Genomic DNA, 13,703 nt, shown 5'->3' on the forward strand with positions numbered 1-13,703 from the left:
GCCTTAAATTCATCGTTCTGATGCAGGTCGCTGTGCGCCCTGCGAGAAAAAGCGCCGATGGTTGACCACCGGCATGCGCGCCCGTATCGACGCCTGTTCACTGCTGTCGCGTTCGGCCAGCAACACCGCTTCGCCTTGATTCTGTTGCGCCAGTATGCGCCCCCATGGGTCGACAATTGCCGCATGACCGAAGGTTTCCCGTGGCCCGGGGTGCACACCACCCTGGGCAGCCGCCAGCAGGTAGCACTGGGTCTCGATGGCGCGCGCGCGAATCAGCACGTCCCAATGTGCGGCGCCGGTGACTGCGGTAAAGGCCGAGGGCGCGCTGATCAATTCAGCCCCCGCAGCGCGTAACTCGCTGTACAGCTCGGGGAAGCGCAGGTCGTAACAGACCGTCAGGCCCAACCGGCCGACCGGCGTATCCGCCACCACCACGTCGCTTCCGAAAGCATAGTCGTCGGATTCACGATAACGACCACGGGCATCCGCCACGTCGACATCGAACAGGTGCAGCTTGTCATAACGGGCGACGATCTCGCCCCGATCATCGATCAACAGCGAGCACGCGTTGGGTTTGGCGTTCGGATGGTCCTTGGGGGGCAACGGCAATGTGCCAGCCACTATCCATAAGGTGAGGTCGCGAGCGGCCTGTTTCAACCATGGCAGGATCGGGCCTTCGCCCAACGCCTCGGCGCGACCGAGATCGGCCATGTCACGGCGGCCCATGGCGGCGAAGTTCTCCGGCAGTACCGCCAGCTTCGCACCACCGGCCGCTGCTTGCTCCAGCAGGCGCCGGGCCTGGGCCAGGTTGGCCAGCACATCGCTCTGGCTGACCAGTTGAATTACCGCAAAGGACATGGACCGACACTCCATAAAAGGCATGCGGCCATGCTACTCCACAGGCTCTCAGTTTGGCTTTTCAAATGGCTTGTCGAAGGTGATTTTCGGGTCCTTCCAGGGGCCTTCGACCTTGTATTGCACGCTGGCGAAGCGCGCCACACGGTCACCGATCAGCTTGTCGATCAGGAACAACGCGCCACCGATGGCCGGCGCCCCGACGATCAACGCCGCAATCGGCAGGTTATTGGTCACCGGCAGGGTCACCAGCAGCTTGGCGTCGACACGGTCCGCGACGAGGTCCAGGGTGCCATTGAGCTCCAGATTGGTCGAAGGCCCGGTCATGGTGATGGGCTCACGGGTCACGAACACACCGTTGCTGGCCGCGAGCAAGCCTTTGACCCGGTCATAACTCAGGCCTTTACCGAGCAAGTCAGAGAAGTCCAGGCGCAGACGGCGACCGATGGAGTTGAAGTTAAGCAGACCGAACACCCGCAGGGCCTGGGCACCACCTTCCACTTCAACGAACTGGCCGTTACGGAATGCCGCGTCCAGGCTACCGGAGAAGCGCTTGGGCCCGACATAAGCCGGCGACCCCGGCCAACGACCGTCCACATCCAGATGGAAATCCTCGCTGGTAACGGTGGGCGCATACCCCCAGCCCTTGAGCACGTCGCCGATATTCTTGCCATCCAGACGCCCTTTGTACCAACTGGAGCCGTCTCCCGGCGCGCCCTCCCACCCACCGGCGCCCTTGAGCTGCATGCCCTTGAGCCCCAGGTCCAGGTTATTGAAGACCAGGCCCTTGGCGGTGGGGCGGATTTTCAACGACCAGGCGCCTATCAGGTCAGGCCCCTGGAACAGTTGGTCGATGGCGATATCCATTGCCGGAATGTCCTTGGGATCGACAGCGGCCAACGGGTCCGGCGCGTTTTCGTCAGCCTGCACCGTCGGATCGACCGCCGGCAATTTCACGTATTGCAGGTTGATCGCAATCGGCGCGCCCTTGGCGTCCGGCAGGTTCGCCGAGCCTTTGGCTTGTTGGCTGGCGAGCTGCAAGCCCCAGGCGGTCGGCTTACGTTCCAGTTGCAGGCTGACCTGATCGAATTGGGTGCCGAAACCGGTCAGCTTGCCCACCTTGAAATCCGCGCCACTGAGCAACTGCTTGGCACTCCCTCCCGGATCGTTGCCGGCGTAGCGGTCTACCAGTTTTTTCCATGGGTCGATGTCCAGTTCCGACAGTACACCCCGGATACGCAGGCCCTTGCCGCCGGGCAGCACAGCATCGCCGTCACCGAGGAACAGCTCGCCGCGGCCCTCATTGAATTTGTCCGGCGGCGCGGCAAAGGTGAAGTTCGCCAGTTCGCCATAATCGAACCAGTAACGCCGCTCGGCGCCCTGCAGGGTCATGCGGAATGTACTGTCACGCCCTTGGCTGGTCGGCATGCCGAAGGGTGCCGGCAGGTCGATCGCCACCCCTTTGAGGTTGGAGTTGACCATCAACTGGCTATCGGCACCGTCGAGATTGACCTGCAATTGGTACGGAATATCGCCGGAAACCGGCAGCGGCTGGCTGATTTTCAGCCAATCGGTAAGCCGCTTGACCGTAACCTGGCCCTTGGCGATGACACGGGTGCTCATAGTGCCCGGTTTGCCATCGGCAAAAATCTGCGCGGAGATTGGCCGGTCGAACGCCTGGGCCGTGATGTTCTGCCCGCTCAGGCCCTTGGCGCTGTCAAAGCGGAAATCACCCTTGAGCTGGGTCAGGTCCAGGGCCGGCTCAGCCAATTGCAGGCGCGCCTTGTCGGTCTGGAAGTCGACTACGATCTTCGGCTCAGTGCCCTTGGCCAGTGGGATATCCAGATCCAGCTTGCCTTGCAGGTCGCCCTCGCCTTTCCAGCCGGCAAAGGTCGAAGCCGTCCCGATGGGCGCCTCCTGGAGAATCTTCAGGCCATCACCCAGCCCACCGGCAAACCTGCCCGTGAGCAGCAGGTGAGTGTCCTTGCCCGCAGGCGCGTGAGGAATATTGACGTAGACGTCGTTGACCTGAGTGTCGAGCAACTGGCCCTTGCTGGCCAGGATGCGCACACCGCTCTCCTCGACAAACACTTCGCCACTGACCTTGCCCACATGGGGCCAGCCCGGCTGAAACGCCAGTTCGGCGTCATGCACCTTGAAAAACAGGCTGATATTGCGCGCGGCCGGCAGTGCGTCGTGGTTCAACGAGCCCTGGTACTGGAAGAAACCCTGATCGACCGCACCTTTGAGAATCGCCGTGCGCAGCCATTCGTCCAGCGCCGGGCTCAGCACCGCCGGCAGGTATTTGGGGGTAAAGCGCCCATCGCCATCGACCATGCCGACCCGCAGGTCCATGTAGTCTTCCTGGTTGGGGTCGAAATGCAGGCGGATCAGGAAATCGGCCGCCACCTTGCCCTCTTCCCCCAGTACCTTGATGTAGGGAGCAATCAGGGTGAAGCCTTCTTTATCCAGCTTCCAGGTCAGGCGTGCATTAGCCTGGATGTACTGCCAGGGCTTGGCGAAGATCGGATCCAGGTGCAGGGAGAAGTCCTTGCTGTCCATGCGCAATTCGCCATGGCCCAGGTCGCCGCTGATACTGCCGGAGACATTACGCGCGGCCGGTGCACCGAAATACGCATCAAAACCCACCCGATCAAGGTTGGCTGCAAAGCTGACTTTCTGGTCGGTCGTGTCCTGGGGACGGAAATCCACCAACACATTACGCAACAGGCCGGTGGCCTTGAGGTGTTCGATGGTTTTGGCGAAGCCTTCAGGCAACGGAGCCAAGCCATTCAACAGCGGGGTAATCGGTGTCAGGTCCAGACGATCGGCCTGCAACTTCCAGGTTTCCTGGTCTTTGTCAGTGGCCAGCGTCTGCTGCAATTGCAGGCGTGATTCCCAGCGGGTCTCGCCGAGGTTCATCGCCAGCGAATCGAACAGCACCTTGAGGCCGGTATCGCTGCGTTGCAGGTAGGCGGTCAGGGCCAGGTTTTCGATATGCACGGGCTGGCGGTCGGCATAGCTACCCTTCACCTGTGGCGAATTGAGGCGTACCACCGCGCTTTGCACGGCGCCCTTGGCCCAGGTCAGCCAGAATTCGCCACCCGCCTTGAACTGGGTGAGTTTCCACTGCTGCGTCAGCTTGGCCGGGACCCACTTGGCCCAGTCACTCTGGGGCAGGCTCAGGTAGGCCTCGACTTCACCGTCCTTCCACTGACTGGCTCGGATGCGGCTGCGCAGGTTCAGGGCCAGGGGCTGGCCGTCGGGCAAGGTCAGGCGGGCATCCAGAAGCTGGCGAGTGGCGCCGGTTTGCAGGCTCAGGCCCACGTACGTCAGGGTCAGCGGCGCCTGGTCGAATGGTTGCAAAGTCACCTGGCTGTCGAGCAACGAGACGCGCTTGATCATCTGCATGCGCTTGAGCAGTTGCTCCGGCTCCAGCGGCTGGTCGTCCGGTACCGGCAGGCCTTGCAGTGCCCAATGGCCGTCCTTGTCTTCCTTGACGCTCAGTTGCAGTCCGCTGACTTCAAGGTGCGCAAGCCGGACCTCGCGGGCCATCAGGCTGGCCCAGATGTCGGGCACCACTTCGACCTGGTCCAGGCGCAAGGCACTGTTACCCTGGCCGACCATGACGTCGTGGGCCAGCAGTACGGGAGCGAAACCGCTCCAACGGCCTTCCAGGCTACCGATTTGCAAGGGCATATCCACCGCAGCCTGAGCCTTGGCCTGGATTTGCGCACGGTACTCGGCCACCAGAGGGGTCAATTCACGCCCCAGGCTCACGTAGAGCGCCGCCAATACCAGCAGCAAGGCACACAGCCCCAGGCCCCAGCGGGTCAAAGCGGCAAAAAAGCGTATCAGACGCTCCATGTCAGGCGACCCTCAAAGCAGTAGTCGGACGGCAGATCAAGGTCCGCCGGTCACGTAGGAATAAACGAATGAGGATCAGAGCAGCACCACGTCGTATTGTTCCTGGGAATACATGGTTTCGACCTGGAAGCGAATCGTGCGCCCGATAAAACCCTCAAGCTCAGCGACGTTACCCGACTCTTCGTCCAGCAGCCGGTCGACCACTTTCTGGTTGGCCAATACTCTATAACCTTCAGCCTGGTAGGCCCGCGCCTCCCGTAAGATTTCCCGGAAAATCTCGTAGCAAACCGTTTCCGGGGTTTTCAACTTACCGCGCCCCTGACAACTGCTGCAGGGCTCGCACAGCACCTGCTCCAGGCTTTCACGGGTGCGCTTGCGGGTCATCTGCACCAGGCCCAGCTCGGTAATGCCGATGATATTGGTCTTGGCGTGATCGCGTTCCAGCTGTTTCTCCAGGGTCCGCAGTACCTGGCGCTGGTGCTCTTCGTCTTCCATGTCGATGAAGTCGATGATGATGATGCCGCCCAGGTTGCGCAGGCGCAGTTGGCGGGCAATGGCCGTGGCCGCTTCGAGGTTGGTCTTGAAGATGGTTTCTTCGAGGTTGCGATGACCGACAAACGCTCCGGTGTTGACGTCAATGGTGGTCATGGCTTCCGCCGGGTCGACAACAAGATAGCCGCCGGACTTGAGCGGAACCTTGCGCTCCAGGGCTTTCTGGATTTCGTCCTCGACGCCATACAGGTCGAAAATCGGCCGCTCGCCAGGGTAATGTTCCAGGCGGTCGGCAATTTCCGGCATCAGCTCGGCGACAAATTGCGTGGTGCGCTGGAAGGTTTCACGCGAGTCGATGCGAATTTTCTCTATCTTCGGGCTGACCAGGTCGCGCAGGGTGCGCAAGGCCAGGCCGAGGTCTTCGTAGATGACACTGGGGGCGCCGATGGTCTTGATCTGCGCGCCGATCTGGTCCCACAGGCGCCGCAGGTAGCGGATGTCCATGAGGATTTCATCAGCGCCGGCACCTTCGGCGGCGGTGCGCAGGATAAAACCGCCGGCTTCCTTGATGCCTTCGGCGGCCACGCAGTCGCTGACCACTTTTTTCAGGCGCTCGCGCTCGGCTTCGTCTTCGATTTTCAGGGAAATACCGACATGGGCGGTGCGCGGCATGTACACCAGGTAGCGCGACGGAATCGATAGCTGGGTCGTCAGGCGAGCGCCCTTGGAGCCGATGGGGTCCTTGGTGACTTGCACCACCAGACTCTGCCCTTCATGCACCAAAGCGCTGATGCTTTCCACCGCCGGACCTTCGCGCAGGGAAATTTCCGAAGCATGGATGAACGCCGCACGGTCCAGGCCGATGTCGACGAATGCAGCTTGCATCCCCGGTAAGACGCGCACCACCTTGCCTTTATAGATATTGCCGACGATCCCGCGCTTCTGGGTACGTTCGACGTGCACTTCCTGCAGAACACCGTTCTCTACCACCGCCACGCGCGATTCCATCGGCGTGATATTGATCAGAATCTCTTCACTCATGGCTGGGTCTCGTTCAGGCGTTTTCACAATAGTGGCCGATCGCTTAAGGCTGGGCGCGCAAGTCAGGCGTTCAGCGCGCGGTAAGGTGTTGCCAACAGGGTATGCCGAATTGAGCGAGCAGTTGCGCGGTTTCGCATACTGGCAGGCCTACCACGGCGGAATAACTGCCATTGAGCCCTGCCACGAATACCGAGCCAAGTCCTTGAATAGCATAGCCGCCGGCTTTGTCCTGCGGTTCGCCACTGTGCCAGTAGGTGGTAGCTTCCTCGACAGAAATGCCGCGAAAACGTACAAGACTGCTTACACATCGGGTTTCGCAGCGCTGACCGTCGGTAAGTGCGATGGCGGTCAGCACTTCATGCTCTCGCCCCGCCAGGGCCATCAACATAGCCAGGGCGTCGGCCTGATCCACCGGTTTGCCTAAAATCATGCCATCCACAATCACTGCGGTATCAGCCCCGAGCACACACGCGCCAGCGGTCTGCCCAAGCGCGGCAAAACCCGCCGCTGCCTTACCACGAGCAAGACGCTCGACGTAGGAAAAAGGAATTTCGTTTGTAAGAGGGGTTTCATCGATAGCGGCGCTGACCACGGTGAAAGGCACACCGATCTGGGTCAGCAGTTCACGCCGCCGTGGGGAGCCCGAGGCCAGGTATAGCGAATTCATTGCAGACTCTCCCTGTTGCGTTCGATAACCAGGCAGAGCCTCGCAATCCATTCAATTGATCTTATAACGACGACGCAATCCACGCAGACCGAAACTGATCCATGGCCACAGCAGCGCACTGACCAGCGCCGGCAGCACCAGCGCCAGGGTTGGCTGACGGTTGCCGGTCAAGGCGCTGAGCCACAACTGCACCAGTTGTGCGAGGCCGAAGATCACCAGGATCACCAGGCACTGCTGCCACATCGGGAACATGCGCAGACGTTGCTGCAACGACAGCACCAGGAAGGTGATCAAGGTCAGGATCAACGCGTTCTGGCCCAGCAAGGTGCCATAGAGCACATCTTCCGCCAAGCCCAGGAACATTGCGGTGACCATGCCCACTTTGTGCGGCAGGTTCAGCGACCAGAAGGCCAGCAGCAACGCCAACCAGAGCGGGCGCAGGATTTCCATGAACTGTGGCAGGGGCGAAACGCTGAGCAGCAAGCCGACGGCGAAGGTCAGCCAGACGATCCAGCCATTGCCCGAATGAGTACCGGCCATTATTCCTCCCTATGCCGCGTGGTTGCCGGGGCGGCGGCCGGTGGCTTGGTAGCGGGCGCGATAGCCGGCGGTTTAGTGGCGGTTGGTTTGACCGGGGCTGCGCTGTGTGCCGCAGGCTTGGCTGGTGTTGCCGCAGGCGTGACCGGGGTCGCCGGTGCAGCCGGGGTTGCCGCAGCGGGTTTGGGCACCGTCGCCGGCACAACGGGCACAGTGCCGTTCTTCTTGTCTTCCGCTTCCTGGGCCTGGGCGGCGTCGTTGGCGCGCTCTTCCGGGGTGCGGTTGTCGCTGAAGACCAGCAGCAGGTAGCGGCTGCGGTTCAAGGCCGCAGTGGGCACCGCGCGCACAATGGCGAATGGCTGGCCGGAGTCATGAATCACTTCCTTGACCGTCGCCACCGGATACCCCGCCGGGAACCGCTGGCCCAGGCCGGAGCTGACCAGCAGATCACCTTCCTTGATGTCGGCAGTGTCAGCTACGTGGCGCAATTCCAGGCGCTCCGGATTCCCGGTACCGCTGGCAATTGCGCGCAAGCCGTTACGGTTGACCTGCACGGGAATGCTGTGGGTCGTGTCCGTCAACAGCAGCACTCGCGAAGTGTAGGGCATCAGCTCGACCACCTGGCCCATCAAGCCGCGGGCATCGAGTACCGGTTGCCCGAGGACCACGCCGTCGCGCTCACCTTTGTTGATGATGATGCGATGGGTAAACGGGTTGGGGTCCATGCCGATCAGCTCGGCGACTTCGACCTTCTCGTTGACCAGCGCCGAAGAGTTGAGCAACTCGCGCAGCCGGACGTTCTGCTCGGTGAGGGCCGCCAGCTTTTGCATGCGCCCCTGCAGCAGCAGGTTTTCGGTCTTGAGTTTTTCGTTTTCGGCGACCAGTTCGGTGCGGCTGCCGAATTGGCTGGCCACGCCCTGGTAGAGACGTTGCGGCAGGTCGGTGATCCAGTAGGTCTGCATCAACACCAGCGACATCTGGCTGCGCACAGGCTTGAGCACTGCGAAGCGGGCATCGACCACCATCAGCGCGACCGAAAGCACGACCAGCACCAATAAGCGCACGCCCAATGAGGGGCCTTTGGCGAAAAGCGGTTTAATAGGCCGCTCCTCCCAGGCAAATGTTTTCTTTATTCATACGGCATCTAACCGGCCTGGATGCAGATTGAAGAAGATAAACGCCAACAGGCAGCACTGCAAAGTGCTGCCTGCGGGCGAAACATGGGCTTACCAGCAAGCACTTATTCGCTGGAGAGCAGGTCCATGGTGTGTTTATCCATCATTTCCAATGCACGGCCACCACCACGGGCGACGCAGGTCAGCGGGTCTTCGGCAACGATCACCGGCAGGCCGGTTTCCTGGGCCAGCAGCTTGTCGAGGTCGCGCAGCAGGGCGCCACCACCGGTCAGCACCAGGCCGCGCTCGGCGATATCGGAAGCCAGCTCCGGCGGCGATTGCTCCAGAGCGCTCTTCACAGCCTGAACGATGGTAGCCAGGGACTCTTGCAGAGCTTCCAGCACTTCGTTGGAGTTCAGGGTGAAGGCACGTGGAACACCTTCGGCCAGGTTGCGACCGCGAACATCGACTTCGCGAACTTCGCCGCCCGGGTAGGCCGTGCCGATTTCCTGCTTGATGCGCTCGGCGGTGGATTCGCCGATCAGGCTGCCGTAGTTACGACGTACATAAGTGATGATCGCTTCGTCGAAGCGGTCGCCGCCCACACGTACGGATTCGGCATACACCACACCGTTCAGGGAAATCAGGGCGATTTCAGTGGTACCACCACCGATATCCACCACCATCGAACCGCGCGCTTCTTCAACCGGCAGGCCGGCGCCGATCGCAGCAGCCATTGGCTCTTCGATCAGGAACACTTCGCGGGCACCGGCACCAAGGGCCGATTCACGGATGGCACGACGCTCCACCTGGGTGGACTTGCATGGAACGCAGATCAGCACCCGCGGGCTGGGCTGCAGGAAACTGTTTTCGTGAACCTTGTTGATGAAGTACTGCAGCATCTTCTCGCAGACACTGAAGTCGGCGATCACGCCGTCTTTCATCGGACGAATGGCGGCAATATTGCCTGGTGTACGGCCGAGCATGCGCTTGGCCTCGGTGCCAACGGCAACGACACTTTTCTGATTACCATGGGTCCGAATGGCCACAACCGATGGCTCATTCAGAACGATACCGCGCTCGCGCACGTAAATAAGGGTGTTGGCAGTGCCCAGGTCAATGGAAAGATCGCTGGAAAACATGCCACGCAGTTTCTTGAACATGGGAAAGGGACCCTAGGCAACGCGTGGGTAAAAAAGTGCGGCAAACTCTAACAACGACAGGGATTTTGGGCAAGGCGCCAATGTGCTAAATTGGCCGACTTTCTGTGCACCAACCCCCACAATCGCGGCCGTAAGACCGTAGAAATGCGGTAGTGTTCCTACAATCTAACACACGGACAGCTTCCGTTCTGTTTTCCACTGGAGATTCCCATGGCGCTTGAACGCTCCGACGTGGAAAAAATCGCTCATCTGGCCTCGCTTGGCCTGAATGAAGCCGATCTTCCACAGACCACTGCAGCCCTGAACAGCATTCTCGGGCTGGTTGACCAAATGCAGGCCGTCAATACCGACGGCATCGAGCCCCTGGCTCACCCGCTGGAAGCCAGCCAGCGCCTGCGCGCAGACGTCGTGACCGAGGTTAATAATCGCGAGGCCTACCAGTCCATCGCGCCAGCGGTCGAAAACGGCCTGTACCTGGTTCCGAAAGTCATCGACTAATAGGGAAAGAGCCTGCAATGCATCACATGACTCTGGCCGAGATCGCCCGCGGTCTCGCCGATAAAAAGTTTTCCTCCGAAGAGCTGACCAAGACCTTGCTGGCGCGCATCGCCGAGCTCGACCCCAAGGTCAACAGCTTCATCAGCCTCACCGAAGAGCTGGCCTTGAGCCAGGCCAAGGCCGCCGACGCACGTCGCGCCAACGGTGAACAGGGCGCACTGCTGGGCGCGCCGATCGCCCACAAGGACCTGTTCTGCACCCAGGGCATCCGGACCAGTTGCGGCTCGAAGATGCTCGACAACTTCAAGGCACCCTACGACGCCACCGTGGTGTCCAAGCTGGCTGCCGCCGGGGCCGTGACCCTGGGCAAGACCAACATGGACGAATTCGCCATGGGGTCGGCCAACGAGTCGAGCTATTACGGCGCGGTGAAAAACCCTTGGAACCTTGAGCACGTGCCCGGCGGTTCGTCAGGTGGCTCGGCTGCTGCGGTAGCCGCGCGCTTCCTGCCGGCCGCCACTGCCACCGACACCGGCGGCTCGATCCGCCAACCGGCGGCCTTCACCAACCTCACCGGTTTGAAGCCGACGTACGGTCGCGTATCCCGCTGGGGCATGATCGCCTATGCCTCCAGCCTCGATCAGGGCGGCACGCTGGCGCGTACGGCCGAAGACTGCGCAATTCTGTTACAAGGCATGGCCGGTTTCGATCCGCAGGATTCCACCAGTATCGACGAACCGGTGCCGGACTACAGCGCCAGCCTCGCTACCTCGCTCAAGGGCCTACGCATCGGCGTGCCGAAGGAATACTTCAGCGCCGGCCTCGACCCGCGTATCGCCGAATTGGTGCACAACAGCGTCAAGACGCTGGAAGGCCTCGGTGCCGTGATCAAGGAAATCAGCCTGCCGAACAACCAGCACGCGATTCCTGCCTACTATGTGATCGCCCCGGCTGAAGCCTCCTCCAACCTGTCGCGTTTCGACGGCGTGCGCTTCGGCTATCGCTGCGAAAACCCGAAAGACCTGAACGACCTGTACAAACGCTCCCGTGGCGAAGGCTTCGGTGCCGAAGTACAGCGCCGGATCATGGTCGGTGCGTACGCCCTGTCGGCCGGCTATTACGACGCGTATTACCTCAAGGCGCAGAAAATCCGTCGCCTGATCAAGAACGACTTCATGGCGGCCTTTGAAGAAGTCGACGTCATCCTCGGTCCGACCACGCCGAACCCGGCCTGGAAGATCGGCGCCAAGACCGGCGACCCGATCGCCGAGTACCTGGAAGACCTGTACACCATCACCGCCAACCTCGCGGGCCTGCCGGGCTTGTCCATGCCTGCCGGTTTCGTCGATGGCCTGCCGGTGGGCGTGCAATTGCTCGCCCCGTATTTCCAGGAAGGCCGCCTGCTCAATGTGGCGCACCAGTACCAGTTGCACACCGACTGGCACACTCGCACCCCTACCGGCTTCTGAGGAGAACACTATGCAATGGGAAGTTGTGATCGGGCTGGAGATTCATACCCAGCTCGCCACCCAATCGAAGATTTTCTCCGGTAGCGCCACCACGTTCGGCGCAGAGCCCAACACCCAGGCCAGCCTGGTCGACCTGGGCATGCCCGGCGTACTGCCGGTGCTGAACCAGGAAGCGGTGCGCATGGCAGTGATGTTCGGCTTGGCGATCGACGCCGAGATCGGCCAGCACAACGTGTTCGCGCGCAAGAACTACTTCTACCCGGACCTGCCCAAGGGCTACCAGATCAGCCAGATGGAATTGCCGATCGTCGGCAAGGGCCACCTGGACATCCCGCTGGAAGACGGCACTATCAAACGTGTCGGCGTGACCCGCGCGCACCTTGAAGAAGACGCCGGCAAAAGCCTCCACGAAGAATTCCCCGGCGCCACCGGTATCGACCTGAACCGCGCCGGTACGCCGTTGCTGGAGATCGTCTCCGAGCCGGACATGCGCAGCGCCAAGGAAGCCGTGGCCTACGTCAAGACCATCCATGCGCTGGTGCGCTACCTGGGCATCTGCGACGGCAACATGGCCGAAGGCTCGCTGCGTTGCGACTGTAACGTGTCGGTGCGCCCAAAAGGCCAGGCCGAGTACGGCACCCGTTGCGAGATCAAGAACGTCAACTCGTTCCGTTTCATCGAAAAGGCGATCAACACCGAAGTGCGTCGCCAGATCGAACTGATCGAAGACGGCGGCAAGGTGATCCAGCAAACCCGCCTGTACGACCCGAACAAAGACGAAACCCGCGCCATGCGCAGTAAAGAGGAAGCCAACGACTACCGTTACTTCCCCGACCCGGACCTGTTGCCGGTGGTGCTGGAGGACTCGTTCCTCAGTGACATCCGCGCCACCCTGCCGGAATTGCCACAGCAGAAACGCGAGCGCTTCCAGGCGCAGTTCGGCCTGTCGGTCTACGATGCCAGCGTGCTGGCTTCCAGCCGTGAACAAGCCAACTACTTTGAAAAAGTCGTGAGCATCGCCGGCGACGCCAAGCTGGCGGCCAACTGGGTGATGGTTGAACTGGGCAGCCTGTTGAACAAGCAAGGCCTGGAGATCGACGAAGCGCCAGTATCGGCCGAGCAGTTGGGCGGCATGCTGCTGCGCATCAAGGACAACACCATCTCCGGCAAAATCGCCAAGACCGTGTTCGAAGCCATGGCCAGCGGTGAAGGCAGCAGCGATGAGATCATCGAGAAGCGCGGCCTCAAGCAAGTCACCGACAGCGGCGCGATCTCGGCCGTGCTGGATGAAATGCTCGCGGCCAACGCCGAACAGGTCGAACAGTACCGTGCGGCAGACGAAGCCAAGCGCGGCAAGATGTTCGGCTTCTTTGTCGGCCAGGCCATGAAAGCCTCCAAAGGCAAGGCCAACCCGCAACAGGTGAACGAACTGCTGAAAAGCAAGCTCGAAGGCTGATCGCGATGAAAGGCCCGAGTGAGATTTCATGCTCGACTCGGACCTCCTGTGGGAGGGGGCTTGCTCCCGATAGCGGTGATTCAGTCAAAACATCAATGACTGACACTCCACTATCGGGAGCAAGCCCCCTCCCACATTTGATAAGGGGATACCTTGAATGAAGCGCTTACTTGGCCTTTTAGCCGTGTTCTCTTTGCTGGCCGGTTGCGCCAGCGGCCTCATCAACCCCAATGGCTACGACGAAACCGGCACCGCGTCCTATTACGGCGCCAAGCACCATGGCAACAAGACTGCCAGCGGTGAACCCTTCAACCAACACGCCCTGACCGCCGCCCATCGGCAGTTGCCCTTCGGCACCCAGGTCAAAGTGACCAATCTCGACAACGACAAATCCGTCGTGGTCCGCATCAATGATCGCGGCCCGCATACCCGTGGGCGCCTGATTGATCTTTCGCGCAAGGCGGCTGAGCAACTGGGAATGCTCAGCAGCGGCACCGCGCGGGTTCGCGTGCAAGCCATGGGCAACTGAGCCCGCCAAAAACC

Annotated in this window: 11 protein-coding genes; 4 read left to right on the forward strand and 7 right to left on the reverse strand. The window is 61.1% G+C overall.

The window, feature by feature from the left end:
* Positions 1–9: 9 nt before the first annotated feature.
* The 7 genes from ACLH0J_RS29360 to mreB all read right to left on the reverse strand — a co-directional run bounded on the left by ACLH0J_RS29360 (position 10) and on the right by mreB (position 9,737).
* A complete protein-coding gene (locus ACLH0J_RS29360; protein WP_411390182.1) occupies positions 10–858 on the reverse strand; it encodes a carbon-nitrogen hydrolase family protein in 849 nt (282 codons plus the stop codon).
* Between the two features lie 48 nt (positions 859–906).
* Positions 907–4,722, reverse strand: a complete 3,816-nt coding sequence (locus ACLH0J_RS29365) for a YhdP family protein (protein ID WP_411390183.1) — start codon at positions 4,720–4,722, stop codon at positions 907–909.
* Positions 4,723–4,797: 75 nt separating this feature from the next.
* Positions 4,798–6,255: a ribonuclease G gene (rng, locus tag ACLH0J_RS29370; RefSeq protein ID WP_010213134.1), complete on the reverse strand. Its 1,458-nt coding sequence runs from the start codon at positions 6,253–6,255 to the stop codon at positions 4,798–4,800.
* A gap of 70 nt (positions 6,256–6,325) precedes the next feature.
* Positions 6,326–6,922 (reverse strand): Maf family protein, encoded by a 597-nt coding sequence (locus ACLH0J_RS29375; RefSeq protein WP_411390184.1) that lies wholly within the window; start codon positions 6,920–6,922, stop codon positions 6,326–6,328.
* Between the two features lie 51 nt (positions 6,923–6,973).
* Complete coding sequence (mreD, locus tag ACLH0J_RS29380; protein WP_411390185.1) at positions 6,974–7,462, reverse strand: rod shape-determining protein MreD; 489 nt, start codon at positions 7,460–7,462, stop codon at positions 6,974–6,976.
* On the reverse strand, positions 7,462–8,559 hold the full coding sequence (gene mreC / locus ACLH0J_RS29385; RefSeq protein ID WP_411392908.1) for a rod shape-determining protein MreC: 1,098 nt from the start codon (positions 8,557–8,559) through the stop codon (positions 7,462–7,464). Before mreC ends, mreD begins: the two co-directional genes overlap by 1 nt.
* A gap of 140 nt (positions 8,560–8,699) precedes the next feature.
* Positions 8,700–9,737: a rod shape-determining protein MreB gene (gene mreB, locus ACLH0J_RS29390; protein WP_002555108.1), complete on the reverse strand. Its 1,038-nt coding sequence runs from the start codon at positions 9,735–9,737 to the stop codon at positions 8,700–8,702.
* A 210-nt stretch (positions 9,738–9,947) separates the two neighbouring features.
* On the opposite strand from mreB, the gene gatC reads away from it, so the two are divergent.
* From gatC to ACLH0J_RS29410, 4 genes are all read left to right on the forward strand, one after another.
* Complete coding sequence (gatC, locus tag ACLH0J_RS29395) at positions 9,948–10,235, forward strand: Asp-tRNA(Asn)/Glu-tRNA(Gln) amidotransferase subunit GatC (RefSeq protein ID WP_010567677.1); 288 nt, start codon at positions 9,948–9,950, stop codon at positions 10,233–10,235.
* A 17-nt stretch (positions 10,236–10,252) separates the two neighbouring features.
* On the forward strand, positions 10,253–11,704 hold the full coding sequence (gene gatA / locus ACLH0J_RS29400) for an Asp-tRNA(Asn)/Glu-tRNA(Gln) amidotransferase subunit GatA (RefSeq protein WP_411390186.1): 1,452 nt from the start codon (positions 10,253–10,255) through the stop codon (positions 11,702–11,704).
* Between the two features lie 10 nt (positions 11,705–11,714).
* On the forward strand, positions 11,715–13,160 hold the full coding sequence (gene gatB / locus ACLH0J_RS29405; protein WP_411390187.1) for an Asp-tRNA(Asn)/Glu-tRNA(Gln) amidotransferase subunit GatB: 1,446 nt from the start codon (positions 11,715–11,717) through the stop codon (positions 13,158–13,160).
* Between the two features lie 157 nt (positions 13,161–13,317).
* Positions 13,318–13,689, forward strand: coding sequence for a septal ring lytic transglycosylase RlpA family protein (locus ACLH0J_RS29410; RefSeq protein ID WP_411390188.1), 372 nt, complete (start codon positions 13,318–13,320; stop codon positions 13,687–13,689).
* Positions 13,690–13,703 lie beyond the last annotated feature (14 nt).

Source organism: Pseudomonas sp. MPB23, assembly GCF_046605395.1.
Lineage (GTDB): Bacteria > Pseudomonadota > Gammaproteobacteria > Pseudomonadales > Pseudomonadaceae > Aquipseudomonas.